Origin of the sequence: Dyadobacter frigoris, from assembly GCF_005280585.1 — a bacterium.
Classification (GTDB): Bacteria; Bacteroidota; Bacteroidia; order Cytophagales; family Spirosomataceae; genus Dyadobacter; species Dyadobacter frigoris.
On the sequence record NZ_SZVO01000002.1, the window covers coordinates 782842 to 805473 of the forward strand.

Consider the following 22632-nt stretch of genomic DNA (forward strand, 5'->3'; position numbering starts at 1 on the left):
TTCCCCAACAGACTTCAACTTTTGACCGATATGGACATTTTCAAAATATTAGATGAAATTCAAAAAATAGATGGTGATGCAATGGGCCGCTTGGAACATGCTACACGCCGTCATTTTATGAGCAAAATTGGCAGCAAAATTGCAGCAGTAGCCGTTCCTACCGCTTTTGCTTCAATCGTTAACAAAGCTTATGCACAATCTGCCGGTGCAATTGATATCTTAAATTTTGCTTTGACACTTGAATATCTGGAAGATGGTTTTTACCAAACTGCAAATGCTGCGGCTGGTTTGATTCCTTCTACTGACAAAGCAATTTTCACTCAAATTGGTAAACACGAAACACAGCACGTTGCTTTTCTTAAAGGAGCGTTAGGTGCAAAAGCAGTAGCCAAACCAACTTTTGATTTTACAGGAAAAGGTGCTTTCGCAACCGTTTTCACTGATTATAACACATTCCTTACCGTTTCACACGCTTTGGAAGATACCGGTGTAAGAGCATACAAAGGCCAGGCCGGTGGTTTAATGGCCGATCCTGATTTGTTGCAATATGCTTTGCAGGTACATTCCGTTGAAGCAAGACATGCATCGATTGTCCGCAAACTGCTCGGTGCTGCTACGGGTAACGCAGCAATAAAATCATGGATTACCAATGCAGCAGGCGCACCGGCAGCAGTATATGCAGGAGATGATAACAAAACCCAAGGTGGTGTTAACTTGACAGGACTTGCAGGAAAATCGGATGCTGCCATTACTGAGGCATTTGACGAACCACTTACAAAAGATCAGGTTCTTGCCATTGCAGGCCTTTTCTTATAACATTTAAAAGTAATACGAAAACCCCATTCCTGTTGAACATATACATGCACGATTAGTGAGAGTGGAAGTTCAAAATCAGTGAAACACGCTATTTTTCTTGAAACGTTAGAAGGCCGTCCTTAGGTAGGATGGCCTTTTTTTGAGTAAGTTTAAAGGTTTAATGACTTTTCCTGACGAGCTTTGTTTTAAATTGACCTTATAATTTTTATAGTTAGTATCCGATTCTATGAAGTCATATTTTAACAGACGCGGTTTCCTGAAAAAAACCAGTCTTGCCGCCATAGCAACTACTTTGGGCAGTGAAATCGTTTTTGCCGACAAATTACCCAGAAAATACCTGCCCATTGCATTTGGAGAAAAAGATGCTTTAAAAGGCAAAAATACAGATATGATCGTTCAGGGTGACAAACCCTGGAATGTGGAATCTCCACTTAATTTACTGGACGACCGGGTAACTCCGGTTGATAAAATGTTTATCCGGAATAACGGACTGATTCCGGAAACCATTGACATTAAAGACTGGACTTTAACAATTGACGGAGAATCGGTTGCTGCTCCAAAAACTTACACTTTTGAAGAATTAAAAAAGAAATTCAAACATTATACTTACCAGCTTACATTGGAATGCGGTGGAAACGGGCGCTCCGGCTACTACCCAGCCGCATCAGGCAATCAATGGGGACAAGGCGCGGTGCACTGTGCAGAATGGACGGGCGTAAAATTGAAAGATATCTTAAAAGATGTTGGCATTAAAAGTGACGCTGTTTATATCGGCTATCACGGTAAGGATCTGCATTTGAGCCGGGATCCCAAAAAAGAAGCTATTTCAAGAGGGGTACCTATCGCAAAGGCCATGGAGGATGAAACTTTAATCGCCTGGCAATTAAATGGAAAAGATATCCCTGAATTTCACGGTTATCCTTTACGTTTGGTGATCGGTGGATGGCCGGCCTCCGTTTCAGGGAAATGGCTGAGCCGGATTTCTGTTCGCAATAAAGTGCATGATGGTGCTAAAATGGAAGGGCATAGTTATAAAATGCCGAAAAATCCTGTCGCGCCCGGAACTGAACTTCCTACAACCGATGAATTTTTCAGGATCATCGAATCCATGCCGGTTAAGTCAATCATTACTTTTCCAAAAACAGGAGCTGTCATTACGTCCGGGGAAATTTTACCGTTGCGAGGACATGCCTGGGCTGGTGATAAATCCGTTAAGAAAATAGAAGTTTCAATAGATTTTGGAGCTACCTGGCAAAGTTGTAAACTTGAAGCGCCAGTTAATCGCCTGGCCTGGCAGCATTGGAATACCAGTATTAAATTTCCTGTGAAAGGATATTATGAAGTATGGGTAAAAGCTACGGACGATGCCGGCGTTGCTCAACCCATGGTAATTCCTTCCTGGAATCCGGGTGGCTATCTTAACAATGCCTGTGAAAGAATTGCTGTGAAAGTAGGCTAAGCATCAGATTATGAAAAATTCATCCAATCAAATAAAAATAACGTTTATCATTTTTCTCGTGTTGGGAATAACACTAAGCTCTTTTCGCAGAGAAGCGCAGAATTCTTATAATGTAAGTTTGAAGAAAAACATTAAGCCTCTTTCCCATGCTGCACTTTCAGATACAACAAAAAAAGATCCTGAAACAGGATTGATCGTAGATGAAAACTTGTACATGGTGAAAGCTCAGTGTACGGGTTGTCATTCTACAAAACTGATTATGGCGAATCATTTTACACGAGACGGATGGAAACAAAAGATTCGCTGGATGCAGGCGAATCATAATTTGTGGGAATTGGGCGATACTGAAAAACAGGTACTGGATTATCTTGAAAAGAATTATGCACCGATTCAAATGGTTTCGCGCCGTGCTCCGCTGAAAGGTATCCAGTGGTACGATTTAAAATTAAATTAGTTACTCAGCAAAAATTTCACCTACCAACATTTCAAATCCTGGTAAAACCGAAGAGGTGACGATTTCCTCATCAATTAATGGTTTTAAACCAATAAAAATACCAGATTCGTTGAGCACATAAACAAAAATTGCTTTTTCAGTTGAATCGACGAGCCAATATTCTTTAACACCATTTTCCTGATAAACTTCGAATTTGTCTTTCATCTCCTTTTTGGAATTTCCGGGAGAAAGAATTTCAATAATTAATTCAGGTGCCCCGATACAGCCTTGGTCATCCAGTTTATCTAAATCGCAGATTACTGAGATATCTGGCTGAACAACTGTGTAAACCTGATCAGGTTTTGCATTTCTTTTTAATGGTGTAAGGCGCACGTCGAACGGAGCGGTGTACGCTTCACAACTTTTACCTTTTAAATAATTATAAATCCCGTTACTAATTTGAAATGAAATTTTCTGATGTCTTCTAGCCGGTGCAGGAGACATCTTAAAAATCTTTCCTTTTATAATTTCCAAACGCTCCTCAAATGTCCATTGAAGATAATCTGCATACGTATAAGTGCCGGCAGGATCCAGTTGGTCAATTGTCATAAGCTGTGCGTTGAAGTTTAAATGCATTTACTCAAAGATAAAACAAATAAGATAAAGTCTCCGATCACAAAGTATTGCTTACCTTTAAGCTTTAAACTTATTATTATTATTTACGCGTGCGCTTCTTTAAAGTAACAACATCCCGAGTACTAATACATTACCTGATTGCCATCCTTTTATTGCCTGGCTTATTATCTTTTCAAAAGAAAGAATATCTGACGGAAAGAGAAAAACAGGACATTCCTAAATCCAGTAACTTACCAAATCCGTTAAAAGCTGAGGTAATAGGAATCCAGGATGGAGACACGATTGAACTGAAATTTATTTTTGATGGAAAAAAGGCAGGATTTCGCCAGGGCAAACCGGTAAGAATTCGTTTTTTGCATATTAATTCTCCTGAAAGAGGAAAACCATTTTACAAAATAGCAAAACAATATACTTCCGAACGGTGTTTTCGCAAGATTGTAACGATAAAACATACAGGAGAATTTGACCGTTACGGTCGCCTTTTGGGTGAAGTTATTTTACCAAACGGATCTGTATTAAATAAAGAACTTGTAAAAAAAGGATTGGCTATTCACTTCAAAAAATATTCAAACAGCATAGAATATGCCAATCTGGAAATTGACGCACAAAAGAAAAAATTGGGTATCTGGAGTATTCAATAAATAAGAACAGGAAATGGGTTCAGCAGCACTTTTTCAAATTTTATATCAAAACGAAACACTTTTCCAATTACAGGAAGAGATTATTGTCCGTATCGAAGAAAAAGAAGTAATTCCCGAGATAATTCCTGCTAAAATTGAAACGCCGATCGCTACCCCGGTGAGGGAAATAATACCTCAACCTGTTGTAAAAGTCAATATAGAACCCGCCAAGCCTGTCGCTCCGACTGTCCGGTTTCCGGCACTTCATCATAAAGTTTTAATACTAATTGACGAACCCAAACAAAAAGGAATGCTGGTTTCGGAAGCTTTGTTTCTGGATAATATTTTAAAAGCTGTAGGCCAGTCTTCCGAAAATTCCGACATTCTTAATTTCAGTTTCCTGGCAGGTCCGGACGCAAGAAATGTGCTTGCCGAAAAACGGATTAATTACTTCATAACTTTTGGCGTTCCCCTCATTAAACTTCGGCTTGATCTGCTTCTGCCGCCTTATACACCCAAACAAGTAGAGGGAATCTGGTTTCTTCTGACCGACCCATTAGCTGTTATCGAAGCCGATGTCGTTTTGAAAAAGAAACTGTGGACTGCATTGAAACAAATGTTCCCAAAGACTTAATCCTGAGCGATTTACTTATTAAAACAACCAGTCATCACAATAATATTGTCAATTTCTCAGTTTTGATGGATACTTGCGGGCTAAACCATGACAAACTATGGCCAAATTCACTGAACGTATCACAAACTGGTTCCGTTCTTCGAAGGATGACGAAGAATATTTTTATGATGAAGAACCCGAATCACCTACCGAAACTCCTGTGAGCTTCAAAGACACCATGCCTCAAAATTCATTGAATCCTTCTGTCAGTAAGGTGACAGCAAATATTAATAATCCTCAACCTGAACAAACTCCGGTAACACCTGTCAGAACGGAAGTCGTCATTCCTTATTGGCTGGAAGACGAAGATACTTTACGCGATGAAGGCGTTTTGTTCGGTTTGTCAGAATCTGACCCAACAGAGAAAACGGACATTATCCATAAGTACTTTTCCCATCTTGCCGCGTCGCATTTAAGCAGCATTGAGCAGCATAACGAGCGTATTCAGGAGCAAAATCTGTTTATCGGACAAAAGACCAACCGCATTGAAGAACTTGAAAACAAGTTAAAAAACCTGGTTGTGACAAAATCCGATGGCGAGCATCATTTGCCAAGAACCTTAATCGGACTATCACTTTCTGTCGCTATGTGTATCGGGAATTTTTTCCTGATCAAGGAATCTCTGAAACCTGCTTTTGCAGAAAGTTCATGGATTGCGCTTGGCGTATTTCTGGCCGGGATGTTTAGTCTTTTTGGAAGAATTTCCATGTTTCATGATACGGATTCGAAAGTTTCGTGGCGTTCACTACTGGAAGAAATAGGGTTACCATTTGCAGCCGCATTGTTTGTGTTTGCCAATGTTTTGCCATATCAGGGAATCTGGCAGAGTATTGCCTTATTCGTTTTTGTCTTCTTCCTGTTCCTTTTTGCCGGAAAACTTTTTCTAAGTAACGTAACCATTTTGAGAAATGATTTGCACGCTTTGTCCGGTATCCGACGTGACCATCAGGAAACTGTAAATAATACTCAAAACTGGGAAAGTGAAATCCAATCGTTACAACATGAAGTGGACGAATTGCGTGTAAAAAAATGGCAGATTTTACGTGAACAAGGTCAGTCGGAAACAGAACGGGACCGGATTTATGCAAAAAGAGATATGCTGATCAAACTTTTCGAAAGTGAATTTTCTTTGGCACGCCGCATGAAGAATCAATTGACAAACAAGCAATTACAAGACATCAGAAAAAGCGCGGAATGATTTTTTTGCGCCAATCTCTAATTCTTACTAAATATTCAAAGTTATGGACGAGCAACAGCCTAATCAAAACAGCGACTATCAGCATGGTTACAGCAGTGGCCTTGAAGGATTGGACCGCCAGGTTTATGAAGCCTACTTGTCGAGCAATGTCAGCCACGACTGGGTTCTGGATCGCCTGAATCAAAAAAGATCAGAACTGGATTCCATTAAAAATAAAAGACAGGAAACGGTTCAAACCCATAAGCAATCTTTTGACAAACTTCAGGAGCAGCTCATGGGTGTTAACCAGACTGCAAAAAAAATGAAGGATCTGGACTCTTCCGTTTCCAATATTGATACACAATCTGAAAAACTTCAAGAGAAACGGGTAAGTTCTGCTCCGTATTATTCTCTTATTGCAGGATTGATATTTCTGGCTGCCGGTATTTCTTTCATCGCCGGTGACCTTATTATTTCGCATGAAATTGTAGCGTATGCATTGAACATTCGTAACCCGAATGAGGCCTGGGCTTTTGCGATTGGTCTTGCGATGTTATCTGTTTTGCTAAAACCTGCATACGACCGTTTGGTAGAAGAACCCTATCAGAAAGATGATTCTCCAAAAGCAAAATCCAATTACGCCCGCTTTAAACTGATCTTATCCATTTTCGCAATCGTGACTTTGATTGTTTTGGGATGGTTCCGTTATGAAGCTTACCGTACCGATAAATTAAAAGAAGCAATTAATAAATCGGTTAAGGGTTTGCAGTTAAATGCTGTTGATCCATTGACCGGCGCGCCAATCAACAGCCCCGAATTAACGAATAAAATTGAGCAGGCCCTTAAAAACTCTGATCAGTTAAATCTTGATCTCGTTAATAGTCCCTGGGCATTAATGTCCTTTGTGTTAAGTGGCGTTTTGTTTGCCATTGCAGGTGCAGTTTCATTGGGAATGGCCTTACCTGTTTTACAGGGATTCTGGATGCGATGGCTTCAAATTGATCCAAAGTTATGGAAATTGAGGAGACGTAAAAAAAAGATTGAAAAACAACTGGACGAATTACAAGCCACAATTTCAGAACAACTTGCTCAGAAAAGTATTCTGGAAAATGACATTGCCGTGCTTCCAACCTGGGAAGAACTGAAACAAGAAGAGGCTTCAATTCGTACAGAAATTGAACATCTCGAAGAAGAACGTAAGCTTGCATTAACAGATAGTCGCATTCAATCGTTTGGAGACGGTTATGCACACGGACAGGTTACCCGCGATATCATGAGCGAGGAAGAATATGAACATTGGAGAACGGGGCATATGACCGTTTCAAATCTGGCCTTACGTGCTCGTTCAAATGCCTCTGATCGTTCTGTGACGCGTTCCAATAATTCAGGTATGCGCCCTCATCAGGCTATCCGCAAAGCGATCACCGATCGGTTTGATGAAAACAATTCACAGTGATTTTCGTAAATTGGGCTTTTGATTGACTATTTAACTAAAAGATGCTTCAAAGCCCCCGTTTAGATATTGTTGCTTGTGATGATACCCTTTTTGACGCGATCCGTATGGGCAACAATGTCCTTGCCCGCGTAATGGGTGTTAACGTCCCAAAAAAGTGGACCGAATTCCGTGATACTTTTACACCTTCTTATCATCGTTGGAAAGCCCACCCTCCGCTACGCGAATGGTGGGTTTATCTTATTGTTTACAAACCCGGAAATATTCTGATCGGGTCATGCGGCTACAAAGGCGAACCGGATTCAAACGGAGTGGTAGAGATCGGTTATGAGATTGCGACAACTCACAGGTCCATGGGACTGGGATATGAAACTGCACAAGCACTTGTAGACCACGCTTTTAAACAAAACGGTGTACTTAAAATTTTGGCACATACGTTGGCCGAAGAAAATGCCTCTGTAAATATTCTTGAAAAACTGGGTTTCCAAAGAACAGACGACAACGTTAACGACCCGGACGAAGGTCTGCTTTGGCGCTGGGAACTTTCCAAAAGATAATTAAATAATTTTCAGAGTAGTATTTCATCCTGTAAATGAAGTTATAACAATGCGACAAATTAAATTGGACTACTTCAATAATTATTTGTCTCAATTGATTAACTTAATTCCTGAAAGAATTTTCATTCATATTTGATTTGAACTTATGATTGCCGTGTCAAAAGAAACCTATCCCTGGCTGAAATATTATACCGAAGGCGTTCCTTACGAAATAAATCCTGATGCCTATTCTTCTTTAATCGAATTAATGGATACCGGTTTCCGGCTGTATAAGGACAGATCCGCTTTTGCCAATATGGGCAAAGAGCTGACTTTTGGCAAACTGGATGAACTTTCAAGAAATTTTGCAGCATACCTGGAAAATCTGGGATTGAGAAAAGGTGACAGAATTGCAATACAAATGCCCAATCTGCTGCAATATCCTGTGGCGATGTTTGGTGCTTTAAGAGCAGGTTTGGTAATTGTAAATACCAATCCGCTTTACACACCTCGTGAAATGCAGCATCAGTTTAAAGATTCCGGTGTTAAAGCCATTGTCATTCTTGCCAACTTTGCTGCCCATCTTGAAAAAATTGTTGCTAATACGGAAATCAAACATATAATCATCACTGAAATAGGTGATATGCTGGGTTTCCCTAAAAAACTGATAGTGAATGCAGTCGTGAAATATGTCAAAAAGATGGTTCCGGCATATCACATTGCCGGTGCAGTTTCTTTCAATGAAGCACTTTCACTAGGTTCCGGACTTACTTATACCAAACCGTCGGTTTCAAATATCGATGTAGCTTTTATTCAATATACAGGCGGAACAACAGGCGTTTCAAAAGGTGCCATGCTGACGCATCGTAATTTAATTGCTAATGTTGAAGCAAATAGTGCCTGGATAACACCGGTAATGGGCGAAATGGAAATTCCGATTTTCGTCGCGGCGCTTCCACTTTACCACGTTTATGCACTGACCGTAAATGCGCTGACAGGAATCAAAATTGGTGCACTGAATATATTGATTACCAATCCCCGGGATATGAACGCCTTTATTGACGACCTGAAAAAATACAGAATTAATGTATTTACGGGAGTTAATACCATGTTTAACGGACTTCTGAATAATCCTCGTTTCGGAGAAATTGATTTTAGTCAGTTAAAGGCAACAACCGCTGGGGGGATGGCTTTGCAAAAAGTCGTTGCTGAAAGATGGCTGGCAGCCACAGGTTGTCCGGCTTGTGAAGGGTATGGACTTTCGGAAACATCTCCCGTTTTGTCATCGAATTTATTAATTGGTGAAAACAGAATCGGTACGATTGGAATTCCCTGGCCAAGTACGGCTATGGCTATTTTACGAGAAAGCGGTGAATGGGCTGATACAGGAGAAGTAGGAGAAATCTGCGCTTTTGGTCCACAAGTAATGCTTGGATATTTCAATCGCCCTGACGAAACTGCTTTGGTAATTTTTGAAAAAGACGGAAAACGATGGTTCAAAACCGGTGATTTGGGCTATGAAGATGCCGATGGATATTTTAAAATTGTTGACCGAAAAAAAGATATGATCCTGGTTTCAGGATTTAACGTTTATCCTAATGAAGTGGAAGATGTAGTTTCACAATGTCCGGGAGTTTTGGAAGTGGCCTGTGTAGGAATTCCTGATGAAAAATCGGGGGAGCTTGTGAAACTGTTTATCGTTAAAAAAGATCCTGAACTTACAGAAGAAAAGATAAGAGCATTTTGTAAAGAAAACCTGACGGCTTATAAATGCCCGAAAAAAATTGAATTTAGAACGGAATTACCCAAGACAAATGTTGGTAAAATTTTAAGGCGCGTTTTACGTGACGAAGAGATTGCGAAGTTGAACAAATGAGTTCTTAATACCAAGATTGTTTCCTTGATTATCTTGATATTGCATAGTTTTTTTATACATTGACAAAAAGAGTCATTTTTAGGAATTGTTTATTTGTTAGATAGAATTCCAATGATACAAACCGTAATAACGCCAGATAAAACAAAATTTGATATGTCGGTGTCGCTTCCTGACGCTTATGTTGGAAAGGAAGTGCATGTGTTTTTTTATATTGATGATGAAGTAAAACAAACCACCGCTTCTGTTCTACCTAAAAAAAAGCCGTCTGACTTCTTCGGCACTTTGAGTATCGAAGACGGCGAAAAAATGCAGGATTATGTAACGCAAAGTCGTAACGAATGGGAAAGAAATTTCTGATAGACACTAACACACTTATTGATGCCCAGATGCAAAAATTGCCTGAAAGCGGGTTACGATTTTTGGCTGATGTAATTAACCAAGACTTTACAATTTCATTTATTACATACATAGAATTTTTGGGGTACAAAAATGCAACAAAAGCTACGGAAGAATTCATTGCATTGGCCAACCGTTGTTCAAATAGATAAAGTCATTATTGATATTTGCGTATCATTACGAAAAACACAAAAAATCAAGCTTTCTGATACAATTATTGCTGCGACTGCCTTGGTGCATGGCTATACTTTAATTACAAATAATGAGAAAGATTTTGCCAATTTAAAAGATTTGGACGTTGTCAATCTTCATAAAATGTAATTTGATAAATTGTATATTCAGGAGTATTGTTGAAAATGAGGCTATTCAAAACCAACTTCGCCCCTTTCATTTAATAGTTAAATAAACCCCAGTTCTTTCCACATTTAACAATCAATTCACACCAAAACCTGAATTTAGAGAACGCTTTGCGTATATTTAACAAAAGAATAACTCCAACGTTGAATATAAGTAACTATGAATCTACACAGAAAAACACTGGTATTATTGCATGGTCACGGGGTAGACGATTCCATTTGGGATAGTGTTGATGCCTCTATAAACGAATACTACACCGTTGTAAGGCCGAATATCTCCCTCTTTACTTTTTGCAAAACCGTCGAAGAATACGCTGACGAATTACACCGCTTTCTGACCAATGCAGTCATAGAAAAATGCACGCTAATTGGTCATTCCATGGGCGGTTATATTGCACTTGCCTTTGCCGAAAAATACCCGGAAATGCTGGAAGGTTTTGGATTATTTCATTCCACTGCCTACGCGGATGACGAATCAAAAAAACACCAGAGAAACCAAACAATCGAGTTATTGCGGAATTACGGAACAGAAATGTTTGTGAAAAACACCGCTGGTAATTTATACGGAGATCGTTTTAAAGAACTTTATCCTGAAAAGATTAAAGAACACATTGCCCGTTTTGGAAAAATACCAGCCGAAGCGCTGATTTCAGGAATTAATGCAATGCGTGACCGTAAGGACAGAACAGCAGTTTTGGCTACGATGCCGTTTCCTGTTCTGTTTATTATTGGTATGCAGGACAAATTGATCCCCTTCGAAAGCTGCATCAGTTTGTCGGAATATCCGAAACAGAGTTATCCGTTTATCCTCGCAGAAGCCGGACATATGGGTATGGTTGAACGCCCCGATGCCTCTGCCCGTATGATAAGCTGGTATATGACGAAAATATAATTACAAGAAAATCAGATTATATTTATCAAAAATAAGTCAGTGTTCGTTATCTCTGACGTAACACTGACTTATTTCTTTCAACGATATGCAAAAAAACACTTCTACAATCTATTTCCATAAAAACTGGTTATTTCTTATTTGGGCTTTATTATTTTTTACTGCTTGTAGTAACGATGATAATAAGGACGTAACGCCAGTCGAAAACAAATACCTGGTATCAAGTACTTTTATTAAGGATCTTACCAAGGATGATATTGCCAAAATCTATCCCCTTTTGGCAGGTTATGCAAAATACAATGTAAAAGTTTACAAAGTAACTTATAAAACAACCAATACCGACGGCACAGCTATAACTGCTTCCGGGGCAATGTTATTACCAGTTACCGATCAGTCCATTTCAATGATCAGCGTTCAACATGGTACTATTACGACGGATGATGAAGCACCTTCAAATTTCCAGAGTGGATCAGAAGCTGCAACATTTGGATCCGTATTTGGCTCTATGGGTTATATCATTTCTTATCCGGATTATATCGGATATGGAGCTACGAAAGATCTCCCCCATCCTTACGAGCATCGCGCTAGCCTTGCCTCTTCAACCTTGGATATGTTACGCGCCGCAAAAGAATTACTGAAACAACAGACTGACGTAAAATGGAATGAAAAATTATACGTTGCAGGATATTCTGAGGGCGGTTATGCAACCATGTGTTTACAGAAAAAAATCGAGGAAGAAGCTTCGTCCGAATTTAATCTGAAAGCATCGAGCTGCGGTGCAGGTGCTTATGACAAAACCGCTTTTATGAAATATGTAATTAACAGTTCTGTAAATACGGTTGCTTCTTATAATTCTCTGTATTTGTGGGTAATGCTTACTTACGACAGGATTTATAAACTGAACAAACCAAAAACATATTACTTTAAAGATCCGTACGCAGCCCAGATTGAGCAACTTGGTATTGCCAATCCAATCAATGTCAGTTTCAATACAATACTGAATGACTCCTTCAAAACAGCCGTAAATACAGGCACTGATACAGGTTTTATTACTGCGATCGGAGACAATGATGTTTACGACTGGAAACCCAATACGCCTACCCGCTTATTCCACGGCGATGCGGATCCCTTAGTATTTTATTTTAATTCAGTCAACGCAGAAGCGGCTATGAAAAAACGTGGAGCTGCTGACGTCGTGTTGATTACCATTCCTGGGGGGACTCATTCATCCTCCATCACTACATTTCTGGCAGGAACTTTGACATTCTTTACCGATTCGAAGTACCAATAAAATATTATATTTGCAATCAATTAAGTCTATCAGACAAATATGGTTGTTGATACTAATTACTTTTCCTTCGTTTCTAATTACCGGTCAGTAATGAACCGGATTGGTGATGTGCGATGTTGTTCATAACAAAAATGACAATGCACTTTAACATCACATTTTTTTAATTTTCCCATGTCTACACTTCTTGATTTAGTAGGAAATACCCCATTAGTTGAATTAAACCGTATCAATCCAAATCCGAAAGTAAAACTTTACGGCAAGCTCGAAGGAAATAATCCTGGCGGAAGCGTAAAAGATCGTGCAGCTTACAGCATGATTAAAGGTGCAATGGACCGGGGAGAAATAAAGCCAGGCACCAAACTGATTGAAGCCACAAGTGGAAATACAGGCATTGCGCTTGCCATGATTGCCAGACTATTTGATATTGAAATTGAATTGGTCATGCCCCAGAATTCTACGCGTGAACGGGTTTTGACGATGGAAGCTTTTGGTGCAAAAGTAACGCTTCTGGATACCATGGAAATTTCGCGTGATTATGCAGAAGAAAAAGCTGAAACCGGGGAATATCTGATGCTCAATCAATTTGCCAATCCTGATAACTGGAAAGCGCATTATAAAACAACCGGACCAGAAATATTTCGCGATACTGATCAGCAAATAACACATTTTGTTTCTTCCATGGGCACAACGGGTACCATTATGGGCGTTTCCCGGTATTTGAAAGAACAAAATGAAAATATACAAATTGTAGGCTGCCAGCCAACGGACGGATCCAGCATTCCGGGAATCAGAAAATGGCCGGTTGAATATCTTCCAAAAATTTTCGAAAAAGATCGTGTCGATCAGGTTATTGAAGTGACTCAGGAAGATGCGGTATTGATGACACGCCGTCTGGCAAATGAAGAAGCAGTATTTGCCGGAATGAGTAGCGGCGGCGCCGCCTGGGCTGCTGTGGAACTTGCCAAAAAACTGGATTCAGGCACTATCGTATTTATAATCTGCGACAGAGGCGACAGATATCTGTCAAGTGATTTGTTTGGGTGAGCTATCAGCCGTCAGCAATCAGCTTTCGACTTTAGTTATCATATCAAATAGTTAGTGGCGGCCAGCTGATTGCCGACCGCCGAAAGCCGATAGCTACTTAGAACCATCCTGCGCCTAAGTTCCTGAAAGGCCATGGAATAGCCGCCAGAATGATGATCAATGCCATTCCGTAGAAATACAAAACGGTACGGTGTTTATCTGCGCCAACCAATTTTTTTGAGCGAACGCGTCCTACTGTGATTAAAATAATCGCGATTACCATCATGAAAACGTGTTCAATAGAATAGAAACGAATTACTTTATTACTGATCTCTCCGAAATTTACCAGCGGGCTCATAGTATAAAGCACCAGTCCAATCAAAAGCTGGGTATGCGTGGCGATCAAAGCGAACAAATAAATTTTGCTGTCACCTTGTTTATTATTTTGCCAGTTCGAATATGCAATGGCAACTGCGGCAATTAACAAGCCAAGCACAACATAACGTAAGCCCGAATGGGCACGTATAAGAGCGTTCATATGTTATTAACAAGTTATGGTGAAATCGTAAGTGTGCAAAGGTAGTTGTCAATTCAGCATATCACAACAAAAAGGTGTAACCGAATTGGTAAGTTCCGGGATTAGGCTAAAAATTTTTAAAGCATAATATTTGTACAAGTTTCCAAATTGAAATAAAATAAAAAAATGATCCTTTTTAACATCACTGTAAATGTCAGCCATGCCGCTGAAAAAGAATGGCTTAAATTTATGAAGGAAGTTCACATTCCTGAAATAATGGCCAGCGGATTGCCCATTGAAACGAAATTGCTACGTTTGCTTACTGAAATTGATAATGAAGGAGCAACTTATACAAATCAGTTTATTTTCCGTACTATGGAGGATTTCCTTGCCTACCAAACCAATTTCCAGGCCGAATTACAAGATAAACACCATCAAAAGTTTAATGGCCAGTATGTCTCTTTTCGGACACTTCTGGAGGAAGCCTGATCATCAGACTGAATTGTATTGTGCAAAAAAGTTTTTAAACAAAACCTTTACATTCGCTTGACATTACGGTAATCTTTCTCTTTATTTAATATACCGTTCGTCTTCAGAATCATGGTGAATAAAGAACGGTTCGGATTTATTTTACATAGCATACGGACTGTTTTTTATAAATAATGTGATTTGAAGACCGGTTGGAAGTAATGTTTTACCATAAAACTTAAAGTGCTTATGAGACTGCAGATGCAAGCAATTCACTTCGACGCTGACCCTAAACTGTTGACATTCATTCAACAAAAAATGGATAAACTCGACACGTTTTACGATAAGATTACGAGTGGTGAAGTGTTTTTAAGATTGGATAAAAGTGATAACGCCAAATTACATACCAAACTTCTTGAAGTTAAAATTTATGTACCCGGCGGAACAATGTTCGTAAGAGAGCAAGGGACAACATTTGAAGAGGCTACTGATTTAGCAATTGATACATTGAAAATGCAGGTTAAGAAGTTTAAAGACAAGCGGAACAAGGCAAGGGCTCCAAAACCGGTTGATGGAGTTTTACAGACAGACGAAGTTGCTGTTATAACGGAAGATATCGAAGATTAAAAAATTATATATGTTTGTAAAGAAAGCTGCTCCAAAAGGGTAGCTTTCTTTATTTTGTAAAGGTCCGGCCAGATTATAGTGACCGGATTTGTTGTAATCCGTGAATTAACCGATTTTTGCGAAAAAATTTAATCTTAAACTTCAAATTATGAATATAGAACCTGTTGTTGGTTCCGCCTTTGACCATGCTTTCCGCTTCACACAGGAGCAGGTAATACAATTTGCAGAACTGACCGGCGATAACAATCCGCTGCACCTGGATGCAGATTATGCAGCAACAACCAGCTTTAAACGGCCAATCATTCATGGAATGCTGGGCACCACTGTTTTTACGAAAGTTTTGGGAACTGAATTTCCTGGATTCGGATCGATCTATTTGAAACAGACCGTGGAATATCTAAGACCGATGTTCGTAGAAACTGATTATAAAGCAGTGTTCACTATAAAAACTATTGATCCGGTTAAACACATCGCTGAAATATCGACCGAGATTGTTGACGTCAATACTAAAAAAGTGGTGACCAGAGGAATTGCCACGATGATCAACCAGGAAAAATTTTAATACAAAAGAGCCGGGCTTTTTCAAACCCGGCTCTTTTGATCATTTTATATTAAAATCTTATTCTCCTTCTTCGTTCTTTTTATTCTGTACTTCTGAACGAATTTCCTGAGCCAAAGTTTTTAGCTCTTGCATACCTTTACGTACGCGAGTACCAGCTGCCTGGTTTGCTTTATTGTAAAACTTATCAAAATCGCCTTCAAGCGACAGAATTAAATCTTTAACTTCATCAAATCTTGCCATGTTTTTATTTGTTTTTAGTTTAAAATGCCTCTAACACGCTAAAAACGCATGTTTTGCCCGAAATTTAGTAATTAAAAGCATTACCGCAACCCAAAAAACAAAAAAAAACAATACTATAATGCAATTTAACTTTTAAAATCAATTTAACTTATTGATATACAGTCAATTACGATTAATAACTTTTTTCGGTTACATAAGAAAAATAAAAGGACGTTTTAATAAAAAAACGTCCTTTTACTACAATGAGACACGATTTTAACTATTCAGCAACCTCCTGAACGTCTTCAATCTGATAAACTCTGTTTTTTAATTTGTCTGCCAAAGTTGTAAATGCGTCAAGCGTATATTCTACATCTTCCAACGTATGTGCAGCAGTTGGAATGATACGAAGCATGATTTGTCCTTTTGGAACAACCGGATAAACCACGATTGAGCAAAACACGCCCATATTCTCACGAAGATCACGAACCATACGTGTTACCTCCGGAACTCCGCCTTCACTGTGTAGGAAAATCGGCGTAACCGGTGACGCTGTTTCTCCAATATTAAATCCGCGGCTTCTCAGACCGTTTTGCATAGCTTCCACATTTTCCCACAATTTGGAACGAAGCTCAGGCATCGTCTTGATCATTTCAAGACGCTTGCGGCATCCTTCCACATAAGGCATTGGCAATGCTTTTGCATATGTCTGAGAACGCATATTGTATTTCAGATACATAATGATCTCGGGATCATCCGATGCAATAAAGGCGCCAATAGCAGCCATAGACTTGGCAAACGTAGAAAAGTAAAGGTCTACATCTTTCTGCACCCCCATCATTTCACCGACACCGGCACCCGTTTCACCCATCGTACCAAATCCGTGCGCGTCATCAACAAGCAAACGAAATTCGTATTTTTTCTTTAATTCAACGATTGCCTTCAAATCACCCACTTTGCCTGACATACCGAAAACACCCTCGGTAATCACCAAAACACCGCCACCTTTTTCATTGGCAGCTTTTGTAGCACGGACCAGGTTTTTTTCAAGACTAGCCATATCATTATGGTTAAACTTGTAATACTGACCCATTTTGGCTTTGTGCAAACGGATACCGTCAATCAGACAGGCATGTGATTCGGCATCATAAACGATTACATCGCGGTGATCGCAGATACATTCAATCGCCGACATAACGCCCTGATATCCGTAGTTCAATAAAAAAGCATCTTTTTTACCTACAAACTCGGCTAGTTCTTTTTCAAATACTTCATGCAATGTCGAATTTCCTGACATCATACGCGCACCCATCGGATAAGCCAATCCCCACTTTGCCGCCGCTTCTGCGTCAACTTTACGTACTTCCGGATGATTTGCCAGGCCCAAATAGTTATTTAGGCTCCAGTTCAATACCTCACGTCCCATAAACCGCATCTTCGGCCCCAGATCACCTTCCAGCATGGGAAATGAAAAATAATGATGGCTATTCAGCATTTTAGCCGGCGTTCCGATCGGGCCTGAATTATTGTGCAGTTTCTCAAAAATGTCCACTCTCTTCTAATTTATGTGGGTAACAACCTTGTAATTTATGTTAGATTAATGCAAAAATAAAAAAAATAACAATACATTAAGTACAAACCTAATATTCAAGGAATTGTAAGTTACCCAAAATATAAAAATAGTACTTTTAAATTTTGAATTTATTTGACATATCTTGTGTCCTCATTGTGATCTGTTTACATGCCTGAAATCAAAAAAATACTGGTCGCCAACAGGGGAGAAATTGCCCTGAGAATACTACGTACAGCGCGGGAAATGAATATCGCAACCGTTGCCGTTTTTAGCGAAGCAGACAGAAATGCACCACATGTCCGCTATGCAGATGAGGCGGTTTGCATAGGCCCTCCGCCTTCTTCTGAATCATATTTAAATATTGATAAAATTCTGGAAGTTTGCCACCAATTAAATGTTGACGCCATTCATCCCGGGTATGGATTTTTGTCAGAAAATGCCGGTTTTGCGAGAAAAGTCCGTGAAGCAGGATTAATCTTTATAGGCCCTTCTCCCGAATCCATTGAAGTTATGGGTAGCAAACTAGCTGCCAAAGAAGCGGCTGGGAGCTATAATATTCCGATGGTCCCGGGAACGGCATCCGCCATAGACGACCGTGATGAAGCAAAACGCGTTTCTGCCGAAATTGGATATCCTGTATTAATCAAGGCAAGTGCCGGTGGTGGCGGAAAAGGTATGCGGGTGGTTGAAAATGAAACAGAATTTGACGAGCAAATGGACCGCGCTGTAAGTGAAGCAATTTCTTCCTTTGGTGACGGCGCTGTGTTCATCGAAAAATATATCACTTCCCCCAAGCATATCGAAATTCAGGTACTTGGGGACCAGCACGGAAATATTATTCATTTGTTTGAACGGGAATGTTCCATACAGCGCCGGCATCAGAAAGTAATTGAAGAAGCGCCATCAATTTCCATAACACCTGCCATACGTGAAGAAATGGGCCGTTGTGCAGTTGATGTAGCCAGATCCTGCGGATACTATGGAGCAGGCACCGTGGAATTTATTATGGATGAAAATAAAAACTTTTATTTTCTGGAAATGAATACCAGACTTCAGGTTGAGCATCCGGTAACTGAACTCATAACCGGTGTGGATCTGGTAAAACAGATGATCTATATCGCAGAAGGAAAAGCGCTGACGATCAAACAGGAAGATTTACAAATAAAAGGTCATTCTATTGAAGTAAGGGTTTATGCAGAAGATCCGGCGAATAGTTTCCTGCCTGATGTAGGTACATTAACAACCTATGTCCGTCCGCAAGGAAACGGTGTACGCGTAGATGATGGTTTTGAACAGGGTATGGAAATTCCGATTTATTATGATCCGATGTTGTCAAAATTGATAACCTACGGACAAAACCGTGAAGAAGCGCTTGAAAAAATGATCCGCGCTATTGACGAATATCATATTTCCGGCGTCCAGACAACATTATCATTTTGTCGTTTTGTTATGAACCACGATATTTTCCGGTCGGGCAGTTTCGATACCAATTTTGTGAATCTGCATTTCACTCCGGAACTATTGAGTATACCTCAAACTCGGGATACCAAACAATTGGCGGCATTGCTAAGTGCCTATTTTATTAAAAATGCAAAACCAAAACAATCCGTTCAGGAAGATCCTAAACCGGTGTCAAAATCAAAATGGAAAACCCAGCGACTCAGCTGATTATAAAAAATAGAATTTTATTGGGATTCATACAAAAAAATCATTACTTTTGCGCTCTTAATTTTTGAGTATATAAAAAATTAAGAATTTTCGGCAATACTTTACCAAAATATTTAAGTATCAACTGAAAAATTTATTCTTTATATGATAAATGATTATTGACCAGATAAATACAGTGTAATTGTTAACTCAGTAGTTGTCATATATTAAAAAAATAAAAATTTCGACCGCCCCTTTTGTCCCACGACTTATCGACTTTCACCGATTTAACAAGCTATGAAGCTATCCGAATTTAAATTTGATCTCCCTCAAAGCCTGATTGCACTTCATCCTTCCGACCGCGGCGAATCCCGCCTTATGGTAGTAAACCGTGCCACAGGAGAAATAGAACACAAAATGTTTCCTGATCTCATTAATTATTTTAATGAAGGAGACGTAATGGCTATTAATGATACCAAAGTTTTCCCGGCCCGTTTATACGGTCAAAAGGAAAAAACAGGAGCTAAAATTGAAGTATTTTTGTTGCGCGAATTAAACCGTGAAATGCGTCTTTGGGACGTTTTGGTTGATCCTGCACGTAAAATCCGGGTTGGCAATAAATTATATTTTGGCGACAGCGATCTTGTTGCCGAAGTTATTGATAATACTACATCACGTGGGCGTACTATCCGTTTTTTATATGACGGAGACAACGACGAGTTCATGAAACTGGTAGATCAGCTGGGCGAAACTCCACTTCCTCCGGAAATCATTTCCCGTCGTAAAGTAGAAAGTGCTGACCGTGAACGTTTTCAAACTATTTTTGCTGAGCATATCGGTGCAGTAGCTGCTCCAACAGCTGGTTTGCATTTTACAAAAGCCATGATGAAACGCCTTGAAATTAAAGGCATTAACTTTGCTCCTGTAACTTTGCACGTTGGCCTGGGTACATTCCGTACTGTTGATGTTGAGGATTTGACAAAACATAAAACGGATTCTGAAAACTACCGTATTCCACAATCAAGTGCAGACATAGTAAATGCTGCTTTGGATACAAAAAAACGTGTTTGTGCGATTGGGACCACATCTTTGAAAGCAATTGAATCGTCTGTTTCTGCAAGCGGACATTTGAAAGCAGTAGAAGGATGGACGGATAAATTCGTTTTTCCTCCTTACGATTTCAAGATTGCCAACGCCATGTTGTCAAACTTCCAGCTTCCTGAATCAATCCTTTTGATGTCAGCTTGCGCTTTTGGAGGTTTTGATTTGGTAATGAAAGCCTACGAAATGGCAATCAAAGAAAAATATAAATTCTTCACTTACGGAGACGCGATGCTGATCATCTGATCTTAGCATCGATAAAAATAATTTTGTCATTTATTAACATCTGAGCTCAGCTTTGTGTTGATAAATGACATTTTTTTGAATACGCAAAAGACTTATGTTATGCAGGAATACGTCATCATTGTAGCAGGTGGCTCAGGAAGCCGGATGAAAAGTGATATACCAAAACAGTTTATTCCTGTCAACGGATTACCCGTTCTTATGCATACGCTTAAAGCATTTAGAAATTACTCCGAAGCTTTAAAGATAATCCTGGTTCTACCGGAAGCGCAGTTTACGTATTGGAATCAACTTTGTAATGAGTTTTCATTTTCTGAATCCTATTCACTTATACCAGGCGGGGAAACAAGATTTCATTCGGTTAAAAATGGTCTGGATAGTATTACTGATAATGACGAAGCTTTTGTTGCAGTCCATGATGGTGTGCGTCCGGTAATTAGTAGAGAAATTATTCTGGAAAGCTTTCAAAAAGCCGCTCAGTTTGGTACTGCCGTGGTAAGTGTGGCGTTAAAAGATTCCATCCGGATTGTTGAGAATTCCGAAAAAAATACGGCTGCGGACCGTTCAGCTTTCAGATTAATTCAAACCCCACAGACTTTTCGAATTGACTGGATGAAAAAAGCATTTAATAATCCTTACCAATCGCTATTTACAGATTGCGCCAGTGTCCTGGAATTTGAAGGTTACCCGATTTATTTGACAGAAGGATCTTATGAGAATATTAAGATTACAACGCCGGAAGATTTGAGGTGGGCTGAGATTTATCTTAATTCTTAACCGCGAATTCTTGTGCAGAAATCTGTCGCGGATAATTAACAAACATTTCCGTTGGTTCATTAATTTTATATCCTTCTGAAAAGTATTGTTTTGCCTTATCAAAATATAAGTCAGAATCACGGTTTCCAACGATTTTCAGCGTAAGTGCCAGATAATAATTCGCCTCTGGCAATTGTTCATATTGTTGAAGACAATCTCTGAAATACTTTTCCGCCTTATCAAACTCCTTCATTTCACTATATACAATTCCAAGATAGAGTAAAGAATTAAAGTGGATGTCATTAGTCTCATTACCCCTTCTTTGCTGACGGATATCTTTTAAAAATTCAACTTCCGCTCTATCAAATTCCTGTAATTCCAGATAAGAAATTCCACGATAAAATGAATAGGTATGATCCATCACACTTGCATTAGGTACCAGCTTTTCTGCACGATCGAATTCAATTAAAGCTTTTTCATAGTTTTTGCTAAAAATGCAATTCATGAAGGCATAATAAGCAATCCATCTTTTTGGATCCAAGTCAACCGCTTTTTCTTCAAATTCAAATGCCTTTGCATAATCCCCGTTCCTGATATAGGGCATCGCTTTTTCATGATATGCTTCCGCAATATTGGGACAAATTGTTAACAAACTATCCCAGGTCGCTTCCCAATGCGGATGATTAAATCCATATTTAGAAGCTTTTTTCTCAAAAATATCGACCAAACTATCCCGAACTGTTTTGGAATTACAATCCATTACCGGCTGAGAAACAGCTTCAAAAGTCAGTATTAAACTAAGGAATAATAGCAATGACTTCACCATTTTTAATTTTGAATGAAATAACTGAAAGGTAATTTGCATTTTTAATATCCTGAATCTCCGGCTTTTTCTTCCACTTACCCATTGTCAATAAAAAACCGTAAAGGTCATTCACAAACTTCTTTTCAAAGTGTGTGGCTTTATAATTTTCATCAGTCTGCATAACCTTCGCACGACTTATAACCCCTTCACAATTTATAAAAAATCGAAATGTGATATAACCGGTTCCGTCATATGTGTTATTAGTTTTTTTTAGGTATTCCTTCGTATCATTTAAAATTGACAAAGAGCCGACGGGATATTTCGCTTTAACATCATAGTAATAAATAGTATATGGAGGACTGCAATTGGGACTGGTTACAAGCGTAGTATCCATATATTCTCCTTTTGAAATAATATAATTCTGTCCAAACAGACTTATTGACGACAGTATTAGAAAGAAAATAAAAACTATTCTCATAA

The 22632-nt window shown here is 39.2% G+C and carries 26 protein-coding genes; 20 read left to right on the top strand and 6 right to left on the bottom strand.

What is annotated here, in order from left to right; genetic code table 11:
• Positions 1 to 30 precede the first annotated feature (30 nt).
• From FDK13_RS06935 to FDK13_RS06945, 3 genes are all read left to right on the top strand, one after another.
• On the top strand, positions 31 to 816 hold the full coding sequence (locus tag FDK13_RS06935) for a ferritin-like domain-containing protein (RefSeq protein ID WP_137339242.1): 786 nt from the start codon (positions 31 to 33) through the stop codon (positions 814 to 816).
• 226 nt (positions 817 to 1042) lie between these two features.
• Positions 1043 to 2275: a sulfite oxidase gene (locus FDK13_RS06940; protein WP_137339243.1), complete on the top strand. Its 1233-nt coding sequence runs from the start codon at positions 1043 to 1045 to the stop codon at positions 2273 to 2275.
• Positions 2276 to 2285: 10 nt separating this feature from the next.
• A complete protein-coding gene (locus tag FDK13_RS06945; RefSeq protein ID WP_137339244.1) occupies positions 2286 to 2729 on the top strand; it encodes a hypothetical protein in 444 nt (147 codons plus the stop codon).
• Here FDK13_RS06945 and FDK13_RS06950 read toward each other — a convergent pair whose 3' ends face one another.
• Positions 2730 to 3317, bottom strand: coding sequence for a Uma2 family endonuclease (locus FDK13_RS06950; RefSeq protein WP_229215929.1), 588 nt, complete (start codon positions 3315 to 3317; stop codon positions 2730 to 2732).
• Between the two features lie 116 nt (positions 3318 to 3433).
• On the opposite strand from FDK13_RS06950, the gene FDK13_RS06955 reads away from it, so the two are divergent.
• From FDK13_RS06955 to cysM, 11 genes are all read left to right on the top strand, one after another.
• Positions 3434 to 3985 (top strand): thermonuclease family protein, encoded by a 552-nt coding sequence (locus tag FDK13_RS06955; protein ID WP_229215930.1) that lies wholly within the window; start codon positions 3434 to 3436, stop codon positions 3983 to 3985.
• Positions 3986 to 3998: 13 nt separating this feature from the next.
• Complete coding sequence (locus FDK13_RS06960; protein WP_137339246.1) at positions 3999 to 4598, top strand: hypothetical protein; 600 nt, start codon at positions 3999 to 4001, stop codon at positions 4596 to 4598.
• A gap of 97 nt (positions 4599 to 4695) precedes the next feature.
• Positions 4696 to 5835, top strand: coding sequence for a hypothetical protein (locus FDK13_RS06965; protein WP_137339247.1), 1140 nt, complete (start codon positions 4696 to 4698; stop codon positions 5833 to 5835).
• 43 nt (positions 5836 to 5878) lie between these two features.
• Positions 5879 to 7270, top strand: a complete 1392-nt coding sequence (locus FDK13_RS06970; protein ID WP_137339248.1) for a hypothetical protein — start codon at positions 5879 to 5881, stop codon at positions 7268 to 7270.
• A gap of 41 nt (positions 7271 to 7311) precedes the next feature.
• Positions 7312 to 7824: a GNAT family N-acetyltransferase gene (locus FDK13_RS06975; protein ID WP_137339249.1), complete on the top strand. Its 513-nt coding sequence runs from the start codon at positions 7312 to 7314 to the stop codon at positions 7822 to 7824.
• 145 nt (positions 7825 to 7969) lie between these two features.
• A complete protein-coding gene (locus FDK13_RS06980) occupies positions 7970 to 9679 on the top strand; it encodes an AMP-binding protein (protein WP_137339250.1) in 1710 nt (569 codons plus the stop codon).
• 111 nt (positions 9680 to 9790) lie between these two features.
• Positions 9791 to 10036, top strand: a complete 246-nt coding sequence (locus FDK13_RS06985; protein ID WP_137339251.1) for a hypothetical protein — start codon at positions 9791 to 9793, stop codon at positions 10034 to 10036.
• A 132-nt stretch (positions 10037 to 10168) separates the two neighbouring features.
• Positions 10169 to 10396, top strand: a complete 228-nt coding sequence (locus tag FDK13_RS06990; protein ID WP_220417324.1) for a PIN domain-containing protein — start codon at positions 10169 to 10171, stop codon at positions 10394 to 10396.
• A 195-nt stretch (positions 10397 to 10591) separates the two neighbouring features.
• Positions 10592 to 11323: an alpha/beta fold hydrolase gene (locus FDK13_RS06995; protein WP_229215931.1), complete on the top strand. Its 732-nt coding sequence runs from the start codon at positions 10592 to 10594 to the stop codon at positions 11321 to 11323.
• A gap of 85 nt (positions 11324 to 11408) precedes the next feature.
• The gene (locus FDK13_RS07000; RefSeq protein WP_137339252.1) at positions 11409 to 12611 is read left to right on the top strand and encodes an alpha/beta hydrolase family protein; all 1203 of its coding nucleotides are present in this window, start codon (positions 11409 to 11411) and stop codon (positions 12609 to 12611) included.
• A 171-nt stretch (positions 12612 to 12782) separates the two neighbouring features.
• On the top strand, positions 12783 to 13655 hold the full coding sequence (gene cysM, locus FDK13_RS07005) for a cysteine synthase CysM (protein ID WP_137339253.1): 873 nt from the start codon (positions 12783 to 12785) through the stop codon (positions 13653 to 13655).
• A gap of 97 nt (positions 13656 to 13752) precedes the next feature.
• Here cysM and FDK13_RS07010 read toward each other — a convergent pair whose 3' ends face one another.
• Positions 13753 to 14172, bottom strand: coding sequence for a cytochrome B (locus FDK13_RS07010; protein ID WP_137339254.1), 420 nt, complete (start codon positions 14170 to 14172; stop codon positions 13753 to 13755).
• 165 nt (positions 14173 to 14337) lie between these two features.
• Between FDK13_RS07010 and FDK13_RS07015 the strand changes: the two genes are divergently transcribed.
• The 3 genes from FDK13_RS07015 (at position 14338) to FDK13_RS07025 (ending at position 15808) form a co-directional block, all read left to right on the top strand.
• The gene (locus FDK13_RS07015) at positions 14338 to 14640 is read left to right on the top strand and encodes a DUF4286 family protein (protein ID WP_137339255.1); all 303 of its coding nucleotides are present in this window, start codon (positions 14338 to 14340) and stop codon (positions 14638 to 14640) included.
• 240 nt (positions 14641 to 14880) lie between these two features.
• The gene (locus tag FDK13_RS07020) at positions 14881 to 15246 is read left to right on the top strand and encodes an HPF/RaiA family ribosome-associated protein (RefSeq protein ID WP_310589948.1); all 366 of its coding nucleotides are present in this window, start codon (positions 14881 to 14883) and stop codon (positions 15244 to 15246) included.
• Between the two features lie 148 nt (positions 15247 to 15394).
• Entirely contained in the window at positions 15395 to 15808 is a 414-nt protein-coding gene (locus FDK13_RS07025) for a MaoC family dehydratase (RefSeq protein ID WP_137339257.1), read from the top strand.
• A gap of 57 nt (positions 15809 to 15865) precedes the next feature.
• Here the strand turns inward: FDK13_RS07025 and FDK13_RS07030 are convergent, their stop codons facing one another.
• Entirely contained in the window at positions 15866 to 16048 is a 183-nt protein-coding gene (locus FDK13_RS07030; protein WP_137339258.1) for a BF3379 family histone-like protein, read from the bottom strand.
• Between the two features lie 259 nt (positions 16049 to 16307).
• Positions 16308 to 17579 (bottom strand): aminotransferase class I/II-fold pyridoxal phosphate-dependent enzyme, encoded by a 1272-nt coding sequence (locus tag FDK13_RS07035; RefSeq protein WP_137339259.1) that lies wholly within the window; start codon positions 17577 to 17579, stop codon positions 16308 to 16310.
• 189 nt (positions 17580 to 17768) lie between these two features.
• On the opposite strand from FDK13_RS07035, the gene accC reads away from it, so the two are divergent.
• The 3 genes from accC to FDK13_RS07050 all read left to right on the top strand — a co-directional run bounded on the left by accC (position 17769) and on the right by FDK13_RS07050 (position 21368).
• Positions 17769 to 19268, top strand: a complete 1500-nt coding sequence (gene accC / locus FDK13_RS07040; protein ID WP_137339260.1) for an acetyl-CoA carboxylase biotin carboxylase subunit — start codon at positions 17769 to 17771, stop codon at positions 19266 to 19268.
• A gap of 276 nt (positions 19269 to 19544) precedes the next feature.
• A complete protein-coding gene (queA, locus tag FDK13_RS07045; protein WP_137339261.1) occupies positions 19545 to 20594 on the top strand; it encodes a tRNA preQ1(34) S-adenosylmethionine ribosyltransferase-isomerase QueA in 1050 nt (349 codons plus the stop codon).
• A gap of 99 nt (positions 20595 to 20693) precedes the next feature.
• A complete protein-coding gene (locus FDK13_RS07050) occupies positions 20694 to 21368 on the top strand; it encodes a 2-C-methyl-D-erythritol 4-phosphate cytidylyltransferase (RefSeq protein WP_137339310.1) in 675 nt (224 codons plus the stop codon).
• Here FDK13_RS07050 and FDK13_RS07055 read toward each other — a convergent pair.
• Positions 21358 to 22173, bottom strand: a complete 816-nt coding sequence (locus FDK13_RS07055; protein WP_170982733.1) for a tetratricopeptide repeat protein — start codon at positions 22171 to 22173, stop codon at positions 21358 to 21360. The two genes, FDK13_RS07050 and FDK13_RS07055, sit on opposite strands and share 11 nt — an antisense overlap.
• Positions 22145 to 22630, bottom strand: coding sequence for a hypothetical protein (locus tag FDK13_RS07060; RefSeq protein WP_137339263.1), 486 nt, complete (start codon positions 22628 to 22630; stop codon positions 22145 to 22147). Before FDK13_RS07060 ends, FDK13_RS07055 begins: the two co-directional genes overlap by 29 nt.
• Positions 22631 to 22632 lie beyond the last annotated feature (2 nt).